A 14,973-nucleotide genomic window follows, 5' to 3' on the forward strand; every position below is an offset into this window, starting at 1 on the left:
CTGGCCAGTCACCCTACTGTTCGACGGCGCGCTGGTAGGCCGCCATATGGGCCTCCGCGGACGCCGCCCAGGTGAAATCCCGGGAACGGGCGTGCGCCGCCTCGGCGAGTCGCCCCCGCCCCTCCGGGTCGTCGATCAGCGCACGCAGCGCCGCCGCGATGCCCTCGGCATCGGGCTCGGTGTAGGCGACCGCGTCGCCGCCCACCTCCGGCAGCGAGGCGCGGTGGGTCGTCAGCACGGTCGCGCCGCAGGCCATCGCCTCCAGGACCGGCAGGCCGAACCCCTCGCCCCGGCTCGGCAGGGCGACGGTCAGCGCCCCGCCGAAGAACCCCGGCAGCGACGGCCACGGCAGGTAGCCCGGCCGGATCAGCCGCAGGCGGGACGGCACGTGGGCGAGCGCGGCGTCCAGCTCGTCGTCCCATCCCCCGCTGCCCGCCAGGACCAGCGCGGGCGGGCGCTCCAGGTCCGCCACGGCCTCCACCCAGCCGCGGATGAGGTTGGGGACGTTCTTGCGCGGCTCGAGCGCGCCGAGGAACGCGATGTAGGGGTATCCGTGCAGGCCGAGCCGGTCGGACAGGCGCCCCTGCTCCTCCTCGCTCGGCGGATGGAAGATCGTGTGGTCGACGCCGTGGTAGGCGACGTCGATCCGAGTCGGATCGGCCCCCAGCAGCCGGACGATCTCATCACGGGTCGCCTTCGACGGGACGATCACCCGGGTCGCGCGCCGCACCGCGGTGCGCGTCGCCGACTTGAAGAAGGTCGTCTTGAGCGGGTTGTGCGCCTCGGGATCGGTGAAGTAGGCCATGTCGTGGATCGTCACGACGATCGGCACGCCGGGCCGCAGCGGGATCGAGTAGTAGGGCTCGTGCACGACCTCCGCGGCGACCTGCTGCGCGATCAGCGGCAGGCCCGTCTGTTCCCAGGCCAGGCGCGCCTGGCGGTGCCCGATGGCGGTCGGGCCGGCGACGACACGCGCCTTCGGCGCCAGCTTTCCGTATCGTTCTTCATCCGCCCGTTGACAGACGACGGCCAGATCGGCGTCCGCACGATGCAGCGCGCCGATCAGCCCGTCGACGTAGCGTCCGAGCGCGCCACGGTCGGCTGGCACGGCGGTCGCGTCGACAAGCACACGAGGCACCACGGTGTCGCCCCCTCCGTTCGGTGCCGATGTGGTCGGGATCACTCCCCGATCGGAAGCCTACGCCGATCGATCGTCGACAGGGGGATCTCAACCCTTCTTGCGCGCCTTGATCAAAACGATGCTGCCACGGTCGTTCGGACTGCGCTTGTCGGCGAGCGCGACCAGCGGCGTGAGCGGCGCGGCGGCGTTGAATCCCATCCGGCCGCCGTACGCCGACAGGGACAGGTAGAGACGCTCGGTCGCGCGGCTGCGGAACTGGTAGGAGTACTCCACGAGCTCCATGCCGCGGTCACCCAGCAGCTCGCCGAGGCTCTCATGCGTGTAGGTGTGCTGGACGTGGTACTTCGCGCAGTGCGCCTCGCGGAGCTTCGGCCACTCGCGCGAGCGGCTCAGCACGTCAGCGGACATGAACAGCTCGCCGCCGGGCTTGAGGATGCGCGACATCTCGTCCAGCGACTTGCCGCCGTCGTCGAAGTGCTCGATCGCGCACACCGACAGCAGGGCGTCGAAGCTGCCGTCGACGAACGGCAGCCGCAGCGCGTCGCACTCGATCAGCGCCGGCGGGTGCTTCAGGGTCTGCCCGTACAGCATCTTGCCGCGCGCCAGGTCGATCGAGACCGCGTGCGCGCCGCGCTTGCGGGCCTGCCCGGCCCAGTAGCCGTCGCCACCGGCCACGTCGAGCACCCGCTTGCCGCGCAGGTCGTCGCCCATCCACCGCAGGAGGGTCCCGGCCTCGCGGTAACGGCACACGTGCACCTGATGGCCGACGAAGGCCTTCGCGTCATTGAGTTTCATCGGATTCACTTTACGGCTCGTCCAGACCGCGTACCCGCTGATCACCGAGTGTTCACCGGGACGTACCGACTAGTCTGGCCAGGTGATCTCCCGCCTGCGAGCGAGCCGCCTCGCGCGCATCGCCCTGGTCGTCGTCGCGCTGGGTTTCTGTGGTTACGGGCTGTTCTCCCAGTGGGACGACACCCGTCGCGCGGTCACCCAGCTGTCCTGGCCGTACGTCGGCGCCGCGCTGCTGGCGGGGGTGCTCGGGCTCGGCACGTGGATGCTCGCCTGGCGCCGCCTGCTGAGCGGCCTGGGCTCGCCGCTGCCGCTGCGGGCGGCGGTCCGCGTCTACTTCGTGTCCCAGCTCGGCAAGTACATCCCCGGGTCGGTGTGGGCGCTGGTGGCCCAGATGGAGCTGGCCAAGGAGCACCACGTGCCGCGCGAGCGCGGCGCGAGCGCCGGCGTGCTGTCCATGGCCACGACGATCTCCACGGGGTGCGCGGTCGCCACCGTGACGCTGCCGTTCACCTCGCCGGACGCGACGCGCCGCTACTGGTGGCTGCTCGTCCTCGCGCCGATCTTCCTGGCCATGCTGCATCCGCGCGTCCTGGCCTTCGCGCTGAACCGCGCCCTCCGGCTGGCGCGCCGGCAGCCACTGGCCCGCACCGCCGGGCTCGGCACGATGGCCGTCTCGGTCGCGTGGACGGCGCTGGGCTGGCTGCTGTTCGGCGCGCACACCTGGCTGCTGGTGCGGGCGGCCGGCGGGCACGGCCTCTTCCTCGCCACGGGGGCGTACGCCCTGGCGTTCACCGCCGGGTTCATCATCGTCATCGCGCCCGGCGGCGTGGGCGTGCGGGAGGCCGCGCTGACCGTGACGCTCGGGCCCGTCCTGCCGGCGGCCGGCGCGCCCCTGGTCGTCGCGCTCGCCTCCCGGGTCGTCCTCACGGTCGCCGACCTGGCGTGGGCGGGCGCCGCCGTACTCCTCGGCACCCGCCACCCCGTGATCGTCGAGGACGACGCCGAGCCGGTCGGGCACCCGGTGGACTGACCCCGGACGCGCCCGGCCGGATCACCCTCTGGGCGCTCCCGGTGGACTAGCCTCTCCCCGCTGGAATATCGCCAGGTCCACCGGCCTTGTGTTCGGTGTTGACCGACGCCGCACGTGCGGCGTACCGGAAGGAGAGACAATGGCTCCCGTGGCCGAGCCCATCACCGTGACCGACGCGACGTTCGACCAGGATGTCCTGAAGAGCGACACGCCCGTCCTGGTCGACTTCTGGGCGACGTGGTGCGGCCCGTGCCGCATGATCGCGCCGGTCCTCGACGAGATCGCCTCCGAGTACTCGGGCAAGCTGAAGATCGCCAAGCTCGACTACGACAACAACCAGGCGACCCCGGGCAAGTACAACGTCATGGGGCTGCCGACCCTCCTGCTGTTCAAGGACGGCGAGGTCGTCGAGCAGATCACCGGCGCCAAGCCGAAGCGCGCCCTCCTCAAGGCGATCACCCCGCACATCTAGGCCGATCGCTCCGCACCGCCGGTGCCGCTCCCGACGAGTGGCCCGGCCGTGAGGAGCTGCTCCAGATAGGCGGCCCAGTGCGGCTCGGAGTCGACGGGCCGCACGCCCGCCCGCAGCCGCGCCGGCTCGCCCGGCGCGTAGAACCGGCGCAGCGCGTCGGTGAGCGAGTCGACGTCGTCGGGCTCGCACAGCACGCCGTCGACGCCCTCGCGAACATGATCGGCGAGGGTGCCGGCGCGCGTCGCGATGACCGGGACGTCGTGCTCGTAGGCCATGAAGACGTTCTGGGAGGCCGTCGCGGTGCGGTAGGGCAGGACGAGGGCGTCCGCCCGGGCGAACAGCTCCGGCACCTCCGCGGCCGGGACGTAGCCGGGTCGCAGCTCCACCCGCTCCCCCAGCCCGAGCGAGGAGATCAGCGCGCGGGTCTCCTCGGCGCCGCCCCAGAACTCCCCGGCGACGGTCAGCGCGACGTCGTCCACCCGCGCCAGCGCGCGCAGCAGCACGTCCAGGCCCTTGTACGGCCGGACCATGCCGAAGAACAGCAGGCGGTTCCACGGGCCCTCCGGCGTGCCCGTGAGGATGGGCGTCCCATGCGGGGGCGTCGGCAGGTGGGCGGGCAGCACCGCCGTGCGCACCGGAGTGCCGGGCGCCAGGTCACGGGCGAGCTGGGCCTGCTGCGCCGAGTGCACCAGCGCGCCGTCGGCGCGCGTCAGCAGCCGCCGCATCAGCGGCACGTCGTACGGCTTGCGCTCGTGCGGCAGGACGTTGTGGCACAACGCGATCACCTGCGGGCCCTTGCCGTCGCGGGAGCCGAGGCCCATCAGCATGCCGAGATAGGCCGGGACCTGCACGGGCGAGAGCACGACGAGGATCACGAGGTCCTGGGAGCGCAGCCGGCGGCCGGTCCTCAGCCAGCCATCCGGGCGGTACCAGGCCAGCGCGTGCCGGGTGCCGGGGAACGGCTCGCCCTCGGGCGTCGCGATCGTCTGCTCGCCGGGGTAGAGGAAGGAGGGGTACTGCGCCTTCCACGACTCCAGCGTGACGTCGTGCCCGGCGGCGGCCAGCCGGTGCGCCAGCTCGGTGGTGTGGTGCGCGCCGCCGCCCTTGTACGGGAACGCGGGGCCGATGATCGCGATCTTCACGGTCGGCCCCGCCTCCCCGTCACGTCGCTCCGGCTCACGTGTCTCCCCGAGATCGCACGATCAGGTCCGCCAGCAACGCCATCGACGCGATGATCAACCCGGTGACGAAGATCAGCACAGTGTTGATCGCGAACCGCAGCGGGTGCAGGACCATGTCGAGGATGCCCTTGGCCACGCCCAGCCCCAGCAGCCACAGCGCGAGCGGCATCAGGACCTTCAGCGGGTTGAAGTACATCACCATCCGCAGCACCTGCAGGATGTAGCGGTAGGCGTCGTGCACGAAGTGGAACTTCGAGCTGCCGGCCCGCTTGGCATAGTCGATCGGCACATAGCGGACGTCATGCTGGTTCGACAGGAACGCCAACGTGATCGTCGTGACGCAGGAGAATCCGGGCGGCAGCAGCTTGAGGTACGGCTCGGCGACGTCCTTGCGGAACGCCCGCAGGCCGGAGTTCAAGTCGGGGATCTTCTGCCCGGCGAGCCGCTCGGCCGTCTTGCGGATGAACCACTTGGCCGGCACCCGCAGGAACTTGTGGGTGCCCTCCTCGGTGGTGCGCGCACCCACGACCTGATCCACGGTCGGGTCCTGGTCGAGGATGTCGACCAGCTCCGGGATGCGCTCGTTCGGGTAGCTCATATCGGCGTCGGTCCAGACGACGATGTCGCCCCGGGCCTGCTGGGAACCGATCCGCCGGACGGTGCCCGACCCCCCGTTGCGGTGGAACGGCACCACCTGCATGTTGGGGTAGTGCGGCGCGGCGTCCTCGAGGCGGGCCAGTGTCTGGTCGGTCGAGCAGTCGTCCACGGCCAGCAGCTCGTAGGTGTGTCCGCTGGCGTCCATCGCCTTGCAGATGCGCTCGACCTCGTCGATGACGTGGTCCTGCTCGTTGTAGCACGGCAGGACGATCGTCACATGGGGCGTGTTAGTCACGCCCGGCGAGGATAGTCGCCCAGTCCGATCCACGGTTCTTAGCGTACGCACTGTTCACCCTCTGTACATGGGATCGCTCATCCAGACGTTGATCGTGAGCGACCACGTACCCTGCGGGGCCGTCACCAGCGTGCTCGCGTCGCGGCGGGTGTGGATGTGGAAGACCCGGCGGGCCGGCCCGTACGGCGAAACGTCGGACCCGTCGGCGCCGAGCAGGACCGGCCGGCGGCCCGCCGCGACGACCTTCCGGACGACCCGCATCACGTCCTCGTTCGGCGCGGTCTTGAAGCCGGGGAGGACGCGCACGCGCGCGGCGGGCGTGTGACACATCCCACGGATCAGCTGGGCGAACCGGTCGCCGGTGACGCGTTCGATGATGAGGACGGAGGCGTTCGGGCCGATGGCGCGGCACATCGCCCGTGCCTGGGAGACCTCGCGCTCCTCGGTCCGCGCGAACGCCATCGGCGCCGAGGCGATCGCGGTCGGCACCAGGATGAGGAGCGCACCCACCGCGGAGAGAAGAATCCACAGCGGACGCGAGGGGCGGAGCCTCCGCACGCGGCGCGCCGTCCAGGCGACGGCCCACAGCGCGAACAGCAGCAGGCCCGGGATGACCATCCCGACCAGGCGGCGGCTCGCCCACGGCTGGTCCGGGGTGATGCCCGGCCGCCAGAGCGTCGCCAGGGTGGTCCAGACGACGAGGGCGTACGGCAGGAGCCAGTCGGTACGGCGTCGGCGCAGGAGGTCGCGTAGGACCAGGGCGAGGCCGACGGCGGCCAGCAGGACGGCGGGGACGCCGATGTACCAGGCCACCCAGTGCAGGCTCAGCTCGTTGTACTGCCGGTTCGGATCGAGCTGTAGGTGCGCGGTCTTCTGCAGCGCGGCGATGAAGGAGGCGTTGACCCGATCGTCGGTGTTGTTCGGCACCCGCCGGACGATCTGGAACATCGGGCGGGCGGCGAAGAAGGCCAGCGCCGCGAAGGTCGCGGGGACGGCCAGGTCCGGCAGCCGGAAGCGGGTGAGGTCCGGCAGCCCCCAGCGGCGGATCGCCAGGCTCGCGAGAGCGGTGGCGACGACCACCGCCGCCGCGATGTACACGAGCGGGCGCAGCGACGCGCCGAGGTAGTGCAGGTACGGCCGGGACATGACGACGGCCTCGAGGAGGCCCGCGCCGACGCCGACCGTCAGGCCCGCCAGCAGGGGCAGGCCGGCGCGCCGCCGCAGCGCCAGCAGCAGCCCCGCGAAGGCGAGCACCGGCAGCACGTCGCGGATGCCGTCGATGCGCACGAGGATCACCAGGCCGAGCGCCAGCCCGCCGATCAGCGCCGGCAGGCGGCGGCCCGACCGGAGGGCGTCGAGCGTGAGGGCCAGGCCGCCGAACATCAGGATGAGGGCGCCGGTCTCGCTGTAGATCGACCGGGAGACCATCATCATCGGCCAGGTGAGCCCGAGCGCCAGCGCGGCGACGGGCGCCCACCGCGGGCCGATGAGGCGGGCCGCCACGCCCGCGAACGAGATGAGGGCCAGCGCGCCGATCAGCGGCATCATCGCCAGCGTCGCGTACGGGCCGCCGAGCCAGCCGCCCGGCGTGACGATCAGCGGCATCCCGGCCATGAACTGCGGCACGAGGACGCCGCCACGCTGGTAGAACGCCGGGCTGCCGTACGTCAGCGCGCCGTCGCCGCCGCCGAACGCCCAGCGCATCTGCGGGATCGGCAGGGATCCGTGGCCTTCCAGCCAGGTCGCGAAGTTGAAGTACGACGCCGGGTCCCGGCGCACGACGATCTGCTGGGAGCACATCACCAGCTGCAGCGCGCCGAACGCCACCGCGACCGCGAGGACGCCCGCCAGCGGCCACCAGGAGAACCGGCCCGGGGTCCGGCCGGCCGGCCGGACCGCCCGCAGGCCGAAGATCAGCATTGGCCCCGCGACCACGACGAACAGCGGGATGGCGACCCACGGCCGGAACACCCCCGCCATCAGCAGCGGCAGCCCGACCACCAACCAGGAGACCAGGAGGAGGACCGGGGCGACGGTGAGGCGTGCGAAAAGGAGGTCCGCCCGAGATGCCCCGGGCGCCCCGTCGATGTCGTCCATCGAGTCCGGAGAGTAACGGCCGCGCGAGCCGGGAGCCCGGGTGGCCGTAATCTTCACTTTCATGTCACATCCCGTTGAGCTCCTGCGCGGGGCACTGGCCGCCGATCCGTCCCGTCCGCTCGTCACCTTCTACGACGACGCCACCGGTGAGCGTGTCGAGCTGTCGGTCAAGACGTTCGACAACTGGGTGGCCAAGACCGCGAACCTGTTGGTCGACGGACTCGGTGCGGTACCGTCCGGACGAGTGGCCCTCGCCCTTCCGGGGCATTGGCAGACCGCCGTCTGGCTGTTCGCGTGCTGGTCGGCCGGGCTGACGGCGGTGCCGGTCGGTGACCGCGCCATCCCGGGCGACGCCGACATCGTAGCGGCGGGGCCCTCTCGGCTGGCCGAGGCGGCCGACACGACCGCCGAGGTGGTCGGTTTGTCGCTGCATGCGCTCGGCGCGCCGCTGGCGGACTGCCCTCCGGGCGTCACCGACTACGCCGTGGAGGTCCGCGCCTACGGCGACCGCTTCTCCGGGGGTGTCCTCGACCCGGACGTGCCGGCGGTGGAGTTCGCCGACCAGGTCCTGACCGGGGCGGAACTCATGGCCGAGGCCCGGGCGTTGGGCACGCCGGAGGGTGCTCGCGTGCTCACTACTGTGGGCTTCGACACACCTCAAGGAATCCTCAGAGGTTTGCTCGGCCCCTTGACCTCCGACGGATCAGTAATAATCTGCCAAAACCTCGACGGATCAAGCTTGGAACGCCGAATCGCCGTAGAACATGTGACTTCTGTGATCTAGACCGGATCGACCGTTCCATACGCTCCCCCTAGCCTATGAGGCCGATGATCGACTACGAGTACCTCGACCAGGACTACCCGTCCGGTCCCCCGCCGAAGCGGGGGATCTGGTGGCGCGTCATCGGGTGGGCCTCGATCGCGATGGCGGTCGTCCTCGTCGGCACGAGCCTCGCGGCCTATGCGGCGTACCGGAAGCTCGAGGGCAACATCAAGCACGAGGACGTCGCCGCCCAGCTGGGTGGCAAGCGGCCCCCGAAGCTGAACAAGTCCCTCAACGTGCTGCTCATCGGCTCGGACCAGCGGAACGGCGCGAACGCCAAGTACGGCCGGGACGTCGGCGAACGCTCCGACACGATGATCCTGCTGCACCTGTCCCCGGGCGGGGGAAAGGCCGTCGGCATCAGCTTCCCGCGTGACTCGATGGTGCAGCTGCCGCAGTGCAAGTCGACCAGCGGTCACACGATCCCGGCGCACCTGGGAATGATCAACGAGTCGTTCAACAACGGCGGCGCCGGCTGCACGTGGCACACGATCGAGACGCTGACCGGCATCCGGATCGATCACTTCGTCAAGGTCGACTTCTCGGGGTTCAAGCGGGTCGTGGACGCGCTGGGCGGCGTAAAGATCTGCCTGCCCAAGCGCGTCGCCGACAAGTCGAGCAAGCTGTACCTGAGCGCCGGGCGGCACACCGTCAAGGGCGAGCAGGCGCTGGCGTACGTCCGCATGCGGCACGGCCTCGGTGACGGATCGGACACCGGCCGCATCAAGCGCCAGCAGAAGTTCCTCGGCGCCGTCGTGAAGGCGGCCACGAGCAACGGCACGCTGACCAACCCGTCGAAGCTGCTCAGTTTCCTCGACGCCATGACGAAGTCCGTCACGACCGACAAGGACTTCACGGTCGACGAGATGAAGAAGGTCGCCGGCAGCGTGCAGGGCATGTCGGCCGGCAAGGTGCAGTTCATCACCACTCCGTGGATGCTCTACCCCCCCGACCCGAACCGCCTCGTCTGGAAGCAGCCGGACGCGAACAACCTGTTCTCCGCGATCCGCAACGACAACAAGGTGCAGGCCGAGACGCCGGTCAAGAAGGTAAAGCTCCAGCCGTCGCAGGTGAAGGTCCGGGTGCTCAACGCCACGACGACCACCGGTCTGGCCGGGCGGGTCGGCGACCAGCTCACCCAGCGCGGGTACCAGGTCGGGAAGGTCGGCACTTTCAGCGGCACGAAGCCGAGTCAGACGGAGTTGCTCTACGGCGCCGGCGCCGACCAGCAGGCCGCGGCGCTCGCCCAGGTGGTCCCGGGAGCCAAGCCCGTCGCCGGGCAGGACACCCCGGCCGGGACCGTGGACCTCGTCCTGGGACCCGACTGGCAGGGCCTGAAGAGCGCGGGGTCGTCGAACATCCCCGCCTCGACCTCGGCCGGCGCGGTGAACGCTGCGGCGGACCCCTGCGCGGACAAATCGTAGACGCGCTGTAGCTGTGAGCCCGCTGAGAGTTCGGGCGTCGCCCTGCATGTGCCGCTGACTGTCTGTATGGTCGATTCTCGACCCGGACGGCCAGCCCCACATCTCTGGAATCGATGACCACACCCATCACGCACTCCGCAGAAGGCCCGCAGGGCCCCGTCACGATCCCTGATCTGCCGGTCGTACGCGACGAGGCTCCGCCTCCGCCGCGCCGCCGGCGGGATCCGTTCTTCGACAACGCGAAGTTCCTCGCGATCGTGCTGGTCGTCGCCGGCCACTCGATCGTCGATCTGCGCGACGTTCGCGTCGCGCACGCGCTCTACCTGTTCGTCTACACGTTCCACATGCCGGTGTTCATCGTGATCACCGGCTACTTCTCCCGGAACTTCACGTTCTCCGGGGGCAAGGCGCGCAAGCTGATCACCAACCTGGGCGTGCCGTACGTCGTCTTCGAGACGGCGTACTCCACGTACCACTGGGCGGTCGGCAACTCGAGCTTCGAGATCAGCCTGCTCGACCCGTACTACCTGACCTGGTTCCTGATGGCGCTGTTCCTGTGGCGCCTGTCCACGCCGGTCTGGCAGCAGATCCGGTGGCCGGTCGCGGTCGCCGTGGGCGTCTCCGTGCTCGCGGGCATGAGCGACCTGCCGGACGACCTGGAGATGAACCGCGTGTTCGGCCTGGTGCCGTTCTACGTTCTGGGTCTGATGCTCAAGCCGAAGCACTTCGAGCTGCTGAAGCAGCGGAAGGCGCGGGTGCTCGGCGCGTTGACGCTCGTCGTCGGCTTCGCGTTCGTCCTCTTCGTCGCGGACCGGCACATGACCACCGAGTGGGTGTACTGGCGCAGCGGCAACGCCGTCATGCACGTCGACAACCTCACCGGCTCGGCCATGCGGCTCGGGCTCATGACCGCGGCGACCGTCCTGGTGGCGGCGTTCCTGTCACTCGTGCCGACCCGCGAGACGTGGTTCACCGGCCTGGGCGGCGCGACGCTGTACGCCTATCTGCTCCACGGCTTCTTCACGAAGGGGATGGAGTACATGGGCTGGTACGACGCGGCGTTCCTGCACACCATCCCGGGCGTGCTGGGAACCGCGGCGACCGGCGCGGTGCTGGCGACACTGCTCTGCACCCCGCCGGTCCGCAAGGTCATGCACTGGGCGCTTGAGCCGGATATGTCGTGGGCGTTCGTGCCGCTGCGGCGTCCGCAGAAGGCCTGAGCAGCTCCACCCACCGCTCGGCGACGAGATCGAGGGCGTAGGACCGCGCGAGCTCCGCGTGGCCCTGCGCCCTCTCGTCGTCCCAGCGCCCCTCCGCGACGATCGCGGCGATGCCCCGGGCCATCGCGGACGGCGACTCGTGGATCCAGCGCTTGTCGTAGATCGTGTCCGCGCCCGGCCAGCCGAGCAGCGCGGGGACGGCCCCGGACGCCATGCCCTCGGCGGGCGCCAGGTGGAAGCTCTCGTCGTCGCTGGTGGACAGCACGAAGCCGATGCGGCGCAGCCACGCGGCGACGTCCGGCCCGGCCGGGTCGAAGACGACCGAGCGCGCCAGCAGGGGCGAGCGCCGGATCCGCCGGAACAGCCCCTCGTACGCCTCGCGCTCCTCGCTGCGGTTCCAGATCCAGGGCAGATCCCAGGGCAGCTTCGACTTGACGAACAGCGTGAACCGCGGGTCCTCCCTCCGCAGCTCCTCCAGGGCGTCCACGGCCAGGTCGAGGCGCTTGCGCCACGGCGCGATGCCGATCATCCCGAGGTGGTACCGCGCGCCCGGGAGCTTGGCCCGGTCGAACTGCGCCACGTCCACCCAGTTGGGGATCACGGTGATCTTCTCGGCCGGCCAGCCGGTCATCTTGCGGGTCAGCTCCGCGTACGACGGGCTCACGCAGACGACCTGGTCGATCAGGTCGATGTCCAGCCGGGCCGGCCACGCGCCGTACAGCTCGAAGCGGTGCAGCCGCACGATGAGCCGCTGGTCCGGGCGGCCGTGCTTCTTGCGCCACTCGGTGTACCAGACGGCGTTCGGCCCGCACCACTCACAGATGATGACGTCGGCCCACTCGGCCAGTTCGGTGCTGACCTTCGGGTCGTGGGTGCCGAGGGCGGGCCAGCGGTCGACGCGCACCTCGACGTCCGGGATCGAGCCGAAGTGGTCGAGCAGCCGCGTGAAGAACTTCAGGTCGTGCCCCGCGACGACGACGCGCGTCGGGCGCTCGGCCCCCTCGCGCAGCGGCGGCGGGAACGCCTGCCCCAGGTACGTACGGAGCCGGCCGGCCGCCGCGTCGAGCGAGAACGCCTTCGCGGCGTCCAGGCACCGGCGGCGGGCCAGCGCGTAGACCTCCGGGTCGGTAACCTCCGCCAGCACGTCGACGACGTCGTCCTCGGTCGCAGCGAACAGCGGGTAGTCGGCGCCGAGGAGGTTCTCGTGCATCGGCGTACGGTTGAGGACGACCGGCAGGCCGAGCGCGCCCATCTCCAGGACCTTGGTGGACAGCTCCAGGCTCGCGTCGAGCTCCGGGTGGCGCCAGGAGAGCCCGATGTCGCACCCGGACGACACGCGCATGGCCTCGGCGCGCGGGTGGCCGCCGTGCCACGTCAGGCCGGGTGTCGACTCCAGGGCCACGCGCATGCGACGGGAGAAGCCCGGGTCCTTCTTGTCGTGGTGGATCTTGTCGCCGACCATGTGGAGCTCGGCGTCGATCCGGCGGGCGGCCAGGCGGCGCGGCAGCGCGGTCATCTCATAGGTGTTCCAGCGCGGCGCGAACTTGCCCGTGTAGACGAGCTTCAGCGGCCGGTGCGGCGCCTTCTCCTCGGCCGGCTCGAGGCCCTCGGGCAGCGCGACGACCGGCGGGAACAGCACGCACTTGCCCGCCGCCTTGTGCAGCACGCCCTCCAGGTGGCAGCGCAGCTCCTCGGTCTGGCAGAGCAGGAACCGCGACGCCTTGGCGACCGCCGCCAGCTCGCCGCGCGTCTTCCCGTCCAGCTCGGCGACGGTCTGCGGCACGTCGGTGAGGTACGTCCACAGCCGCCCGGCCAGGGGCGTCGCGGTGAGGCGCACGGCGAGCCGCTTGCCCCGCACCACCACCAGGTCGTACGGCTCCTCGGCATCGAGCTCGGTGAGCAGGCCCGCGGCCTCCTCGACGGTCAGCGAGGTGGTCGCGTCCTCGGGCCGGCGCCGCACGGTCACTCCGGACAGCCGCTCCAGCGGGTCGACGAGGCGTCCGGTCTTCACCGGGGCCTTGAGGACCAGCGTCACCTCGACGCCGGCGACCCGCAGCGCCTGCACCATCCCCTGGGCCCAGATCGCCGACCCGTCGATGATGTTCAGGTCGACGTCGCCGTACACGAGAGCGCGCACGCGTTCTCCTTCTCGCAGGGTCATGTGAGTTCTTCGATGCCGAACCGGGTGCACAGGCCCGGCAGCGCCTCGGCGATCGGCGTGCCGGGCGGCACGGTGGCGTCCCAGCCGAATCCGGCGATCGCCGGGGCGGTGCCGGCGAGCACGACGGGACGGCCCCGGTCGCGGGCCACGCCCAGCAGCGCGAGCAGCGCCCGATCCCGGTCCGGCACGCCCGGGACGCCCAGGTACGCCCACGGCCCGCCGGGCTCCCCGGCGGCCGCGTCCACGATCACCAGGTCGACGTCGGTCGTGTCGAGGACCAGGGCGGCGTCGTGCGGCATCAGCGGCACGACGTGCGCGACCTCCTCCAGAGACTCGGTCGCGGCCGGGCCCAGCACACCGGCGACCACGAGACCCGTCGCGGGCGCCGCCGCGATCAGCCGGTCCTCGTCGCGCGCGGTGAACATCGGCCGTTCGCGCGCGTCGACGGACGTGACGACGTTCGGCGCGCCCCGGTGCCGCCACATGCGGTACAGCTCGCGCGGCAGCTGGACGACGCCCTTGCCGGGGCTGCGGGCGGCGTCGGTGACGGCCCGGCCCACCTTGAGGGAGGTCGAGCCCTCCAGGGCGGCGACCCGCGCCTCCAGGATCTGGACCCGTGCCTCACGGTCGGCCAGAGCCGCCTTCAGCCGGGCAACCTGCCGGTCAGCCACCGAGCCATCCCTCCACGACGCGGGCGATACGCGGTCCGGCGTGGCCGTCCCACAGCGGCGGGTGCTCCTGCTCACCGCGCCCCGCGGCCAGGGCCTCGGCGACCGCCGGGACCACGTCGTCCGCGGTGACGAGCCGGTTGGTGCCGTGCGTGATCGTGATCGGCCGCTCGGTGTTGGGCCGGAGGGTGAGGCACGGCACACCGAGGATCGTCGTCTCCTCCTGCACGCCGCCGGAGTCGGTGACGACGGCCGCCGCGCCGCGTACGGCCGCGACGAACTCCACGTAGCCGAGCGGCTCGAGCAGGCGCACGCGCGGGTGGGCGTCCAGCCCGGCCTCGGTGAGCACCTTCCGGCCGCGCGGGTGCACCGGCATGACGACGTCCACCAGCTCGGCGATCTCGTGCAGCCGCTTCACCAGCCCGGCCGCGATCGCCGGGTCGTCGACGTTCGCGGGCCGGTGCAGGGTCGCGACGGCGTACCGCTCGGGCAGGTCGTACGTCCGCCGCACGGCCTCGGTGTCGAACTTGTCCAGGTGTGCCAGGAGCGTGTCGATCATCGGGTTGCCCACGAAGTGGACCCGGTCCACGCTCACGCCCTCGGCGGCGAGGTGGCCGACGGCCTCCGGGCTGGTGACGAAGCACAGGTTCGACAGCTGGTCGACGAGCCGGCGGTTGACCTCCTCCGGCATCGTCATGTCGAAGCTGCGCAGTCCCGCCTCCACGTGGGCGACCGGGATGTGGAGCTTGGCGGCGACGAGCGCGGCGGCGATGGTGGAGTTCACGTCGCCGTACACCATGACGAGCTCGGGTGAACGCTCGGTGAACTCCTTCTCCAGCGCCACCATGATCGCAGCCGTCTGGACGGCGTGGCTCCCGGAGCCGACCTCCAGGTTCACGTCGGGCTCGGGCAGGCCCAGGTCACGGAAGAACACCTCCGACATGCGCTCGTCGTAGTGCTGACCCGTGTGGATCACCCGCTGCTCGCGTCCCGTCTCGGACAGCGCGGCGATCACCGGTGCCGCCTTGACGAAGTTCGGCCGGGCACCGAGGACATGCGCGATCACAGT

Annotated in this window: 13 protein-coding genes; 5 read left to right on the forward strand and 8 right to left on the reverse strand. The window is 71.1% G+C overall.

The features are described 5' to 3' along the window. Positions 1-13 precede the first annotated feature (13 nt). Positions 14-1,138, reverse strand: a complete 1,125-nt coding sequence (locus ACQP2O_RS46620) for a glycosyltransferase family 4 protein (RefSeq protein WP_433176011.1) — start codon at positions 1,136-1,138, stop codon at positions 14-16. 90 nt (positions 1,139-1,228) lie between these two features. Further along, positions 1,229-1,936, reverse strand: a complete 708-nt coding sequence (locus tag ACQP2O_RS46625; protein ID WP_433176012.1) for a class I SAM-dependent methyltransferase — start codon at positions 1,934-1,936, stop codon at positions 1,229-1,231. Between the two features lie 82 nt (positions 1,937-2,018). Between ACQP2O_RS46625 and ACQP2O_RS46630 the strand changes: the two genes are divergently transcribed. After that, entirely contained in the window at positions 2,019-2,966 is a 948-nt protein-coding gene (locus ACQP2O_RS46630; protein WP_433176014.1) for a lysylphosphatidylglycerol synthase transmembrane domain-containing protein, read from the forward strand. A gap of 139 nt (positions 2,967-3,105) precedes the next feature. Beyond that, a complete protein-coding gene (trxA, locus tag ACQP2O_RS46635) occupies positions 3,106-3,438 on the forward strand; it encodes a thioredoxin (RefSeq protein WP_433176015.1) in 333 nt (110 codons plus the stop codon). On the opposite strand, the gene ACQP2O_RS46640 is transcribed toward trxA, so the two are convergent. From ACQP2O_RS46640 to ACQP2O_RS46650, 3 genes are read right to left on the reverse strand one after another with little or no spacing between them, the layout of a single operon-like run. Further along, the gene (locus ACQP2O_RS46640; RefSeq protein WP_433176016.1) at positions 3,435-4,580 is read right to left on the reverse strand and encodes a glycosyltransferase family 4 protein; all 1,146 of its coding nucleotides are present in this window, start codon (positions 4,578-4,580) and stop codon (positions 3,435-3,437) included. The two genes, trxA and ACQP2O_RS46640, sit on opposite strands and share 4 nt — an antisense overlap. Before the next feature lie 34 nt (positions 4,581-4,614). Next, positions 4,615-5,511 (reverse strand): glycosyltransferase family 2 protein, encoded by an 897-nt coding sequence (locus ACQP2O_RS46645; RefSeq protein ID WP_433176017.1) that lies wholly within the window; start codon positions 5,509-5,511, stop codon positions 4,615-4,617. A gap of 54 nt (positions 5,512-5,565) precedes the next feature. Beyond that, positions 5,566-7,671: a hypothetical protein gene (locus ACQP2O_RS46650; RefSeq protein WP_433176018.1), complete on the reverse strand. Its 2,106-nt coding sequence runs from the start codon at positions 7,669-7,671 to the stop codon at positions 5,566-5,568. On the opposite strand from ACQP2O_RS46650, the gene ACQP2O_RS46655 reads away from it, so the two are divergent. The 3 genes from ACQP2O_RS46655 to ACQP2O_RS46665 all read left to right on the forward strand — a co-directional run bounded on the left by ACQP2O_RS46655 (position 7,670) and on the right by ACQP2O_RS46665 (position 11,075). Then, positions 7,670-8,392: a TIGR03089 family protein gene (locus ACQP2O_RS46655; RefSeq protein WP_433176019.1), complete on the forward strand. Its 723-nt coding sequence runs from the start codon at positions 7,670-7,672 to the stop codon at positions 8,390-8,392. The genes ACQP2O_RS46650 and ACQP2O_RS46655 overlap by 2 nt on opposite strands. 44 nt (positions 8,393-8,436) lie before the next feature. Then, positions 8,437-9,855, forward strand: a complete 1,419-nt coding sequence (locus ACQP2O_RS46660) for an LCP family protein (protein ID WP_433176020.1) — start codon at positions 8,437-8,439, stop codon at positions 9,853-9,855. A 113-nt stretch (positions 9,856-9,968) separates the two neighbouring features. Next, entirely contained in the window at positions 9,969-11,075 is a 1,107-nt protein-coding gene (locus ACQP2O_RS46665; RefSeq protein WP_433176021.1) for an acyltransferase family protein, read from the forward strand. On the opposite strand, the gene ACQP2O_RS46670 is transcribed toward ACQP2O_RS46665, so the two are convergent. The 3 genes from ACQP2O_RS46670 to wecB are packed head-to-tail and all read right to left on the reverse strand — an operon-like array spanning position 11,005 to position 14,967. Continuing rightward, positions 11,005-13,236, reverse strand: a complete 2,232-nt coding sequence (locus ACQP2O_RS46670; protein WP_433176022.1) for a glycosyltransferase — start codon at positions 13,234-13,236, stop codon at positions 11,005-11,007. The two genes, ACQP2O_RS46665 and ACQP2O_RS46670, sit on opposite strands and share 71 nt — an antisense overlap. Next, on the reverse strand, positions 13,233-13,907 hold the full coding sequence (locus tag ACQP2O_RS46675) for a hypothetical protein (RefSeq protein WP_433176023.1): 675 nt from the start codon (positions 13,905-13,907) through the stop codon (positions 13,233-13,235). Before ACQP2O_RS46675 ends, ACQP2O_RS46670 begins: the two co-directional genes overlap by 4 nt. Continuing rightward, positions 13,900-14,967, reverse strand: a complete 1,068-nt coding sequence (gene wecB, locus ACQP2O_RS46680; RefSeq protein WP_433191390.1) for a non-hydrolyzing UDP-N-acetylglucosamine 2-epimerase — start codon at positions 14,965-14,967, stop codon at positions 13,900-13,902. Before wecB ends, ACQP2O_RS46675 begins: the two co-directional genes overlap by 8 nt. Between the last annotated feature and the right edge of the window lie 6 nt (positions 14,968-14,973).

This window comes from Actinoallomurus sp. CA-150999 (assembly GCF_050942425.1).
GTDB lineage: Bacteria > Actinomycetota > Actinomycetes > Streptosporangiales > Streptosporangiaceae > Actinoallomurus.

Excerpts from the sequence above, each read along its gene's own strand:
- trxA (WP_433176015.1), top strand. The coding sequence starts at position 3,106 with ATGGCTCCCGTGGCCGAGCCCATCACCGTGACCGACGCGACGTTCGAC.
- ACQP2O_RS46655 (WP_433176019.1), top strand. The coding sequence starts at position 7,670 with ATGTCACATCCCGTTGAGCTCCTGCGCGGGGCACTGGCCGCCGATCCG.
- ACQP2O_RS46650 (WP_433176018.1), bottom strand. The coding sequence starts at position 7,671 with ATGAAAGTGAAGATTACGGCCACCCGGGCTCCCGGCTCGCGCGGCCGT.
- ACQP2O_RS46665 (WP_433176021.1), top strand. The coding sequence starts at position 9,969 with ATGACCACACCCATCACGCACTCCGCAGAAGGCCCGCAGGGCCCCGTC.
- ACQP2O_RS46625 (WP_433176012.1), bottom strand. The coding sequence starts at position 1,936 with ATGAAACTCAATGACGCGAAGGCCTTCGTCGGCCATCAGGTGCACGTG.
- ACQP2O_RS46670 (WP_433176022.1), bottom strand. The coding sequence starts at position 13,236 with ATGACCCTGCGAGAAGGAGAACGCGTGCGCGCTCTCGTGTACGGCGAC.
- ACQP2O_RS46660 (WP_433176020.1), top strand. The coding sequence starts at position 8,437 with ATGATCGACTACGAGTACCTCGACCAGGACTACCCGTCCGGTCCCCCG.